We start from the raw sequence: 1318 nt of genomic DNA, 5'->3' as shown, positions 1-1318 counted from the left end.
TGAATCACACCGGGAATCGCGGAGGCTGTTTGATTAAAGTAAAACAGGTTCCGCAGGCGGTGCTGCAAGTTGTCGATAGTAACGCGCTTCGGCCTCGGCCGGCGGGATGTCGCCGATCGATCCTAGCAAGCGTTGGTGGTTGAACCAAGACACCCATTCCAACGTGGCGAGCTCCACAGCGGCCTTGGTTTTCCAGGGTGTCCTGCGGTGAATCACTTCCGTTTTGTAGAGACCATTGATCGTCTCGGCCAGCGCGTTGTCGTATGCACTTCCAGTGTTGCCGACAGACGGATTGATGCCGGCTTCACCCAGGCGCTCGGAATAGCGAATGGACACGTATTGCGACCCGCGATCCGAATGATGAATAAGGCCGTCTGCCTGACTGGGGCGACGGTCGTACACAGCTTGCTCAAGCGCATCCAAAACGAAGTCCGTCGTCATGCTGCTGGAGGCGCGCCAGCCGACAATCCGTTTGGCATAAGCGTCGATAATAAAGGCCACATACAGCCATCCTTGCCAAGTGGAAACGTAGGTGAAATCCGCTACCCAGAGCCGGTTCGGACGGTCCGCCTCGAATTGGCGTCGGACCAGATCTTGCGGGCAAGCCGCTGCGCTATCGGGCACCGTCGTGCGAACCCGCTTGCCACGACGCACCCCTTCAATGCCCAGGTCGCCCATCAGGCGTTCGACCGTACATCGTGCCACGCGAATGCTCTCGCGATTCATCTGCTTCCAGACCTTCCGAGCACCGTAGACGCGAAAGTTCTGCTCCCAGACCCGATAGATCTGGGGGCGCAGTTGTTCGTCCTTCTGGGCGCGCTGACTACGCAGCTCCGGCTGCCGACACCGGGCGGCGTAGCGCCTGTAGGCTGACGGGGCGACCTGCAACACCTTGCAGATCGGCTCGACCCCGTATCGATCCCGGTGTTGATCGAGATAGGCGTTTACTTCTTCAGTTCGCGGTCGAGCGCCGCCTGGGCGAAAAAAGCGCTCGCCGACTTCAGAATCTCGTTGGCTCGGCGCAATTCGCGGTTCTCCTTCTCTAACGCCTTGAGACGTTCGCGCTCTTCTGTCGTTACGCCGGGGCGGGTCCCGTTGTTGACTTCCGATCGCTTAATCCAATCCAGTAGGGTCGTCGGTGTGCAGCCGATCTTCAGTGCAATAGACTCGACAGCCGCCCACAGCGACCGGTACTCATCACGATGCTCCTGGACCAGGCGCACCGCGCGTTCACGTACCTCAGGGGAAAACTTGTTGTTCTTGCTCATGGCTCCATTCTCTCAAGAAATGAAGCCTCCTCAAAACCCGGTGTGATTCA

The 1318-nt window shown here is 58.8% G+C and carries 1 protein-coding gene and 1 other annotated feature; the gene reads right to left on the bottom strand.

All coding sequences use genetic code 11. The features are described from left to right. Positions 1-33: 33 nt before the first annotated feature. A protein-coding gene (locus ABS758_RS14910) for an IS3 family transposase (RefSeq protein ID WP_350384135.1) occupies positions 34-1268 on the bottom strand; the annotation gives its coding sequence in 2 pieces (ribosomal slippage) (positions 34-989 and positions 989-1268; 1236 coding nt in all). Next, positions 874-990: a sequence feature (AL1L pseudoknot), on the bottom strand. It overlaps the preceding gene by 117 nt. Positions 1269-1318: the final 50 nt, after the last annotated feature.

The organism is Castellaniella sp. FW104-7C03 (genome assembly GCF_040276085.1).
Lineage (GTDB): Bacteria > Pseudomonadota > Gammaproteobacteria > Burkholderiales > Burkholderiaceae_B > Castellaniella.
The sequence above is the reverse complement of the archived record's forward strand: the minus strand, read 5'-3'. Positions and strand labels throughout refer to the sequence as shown.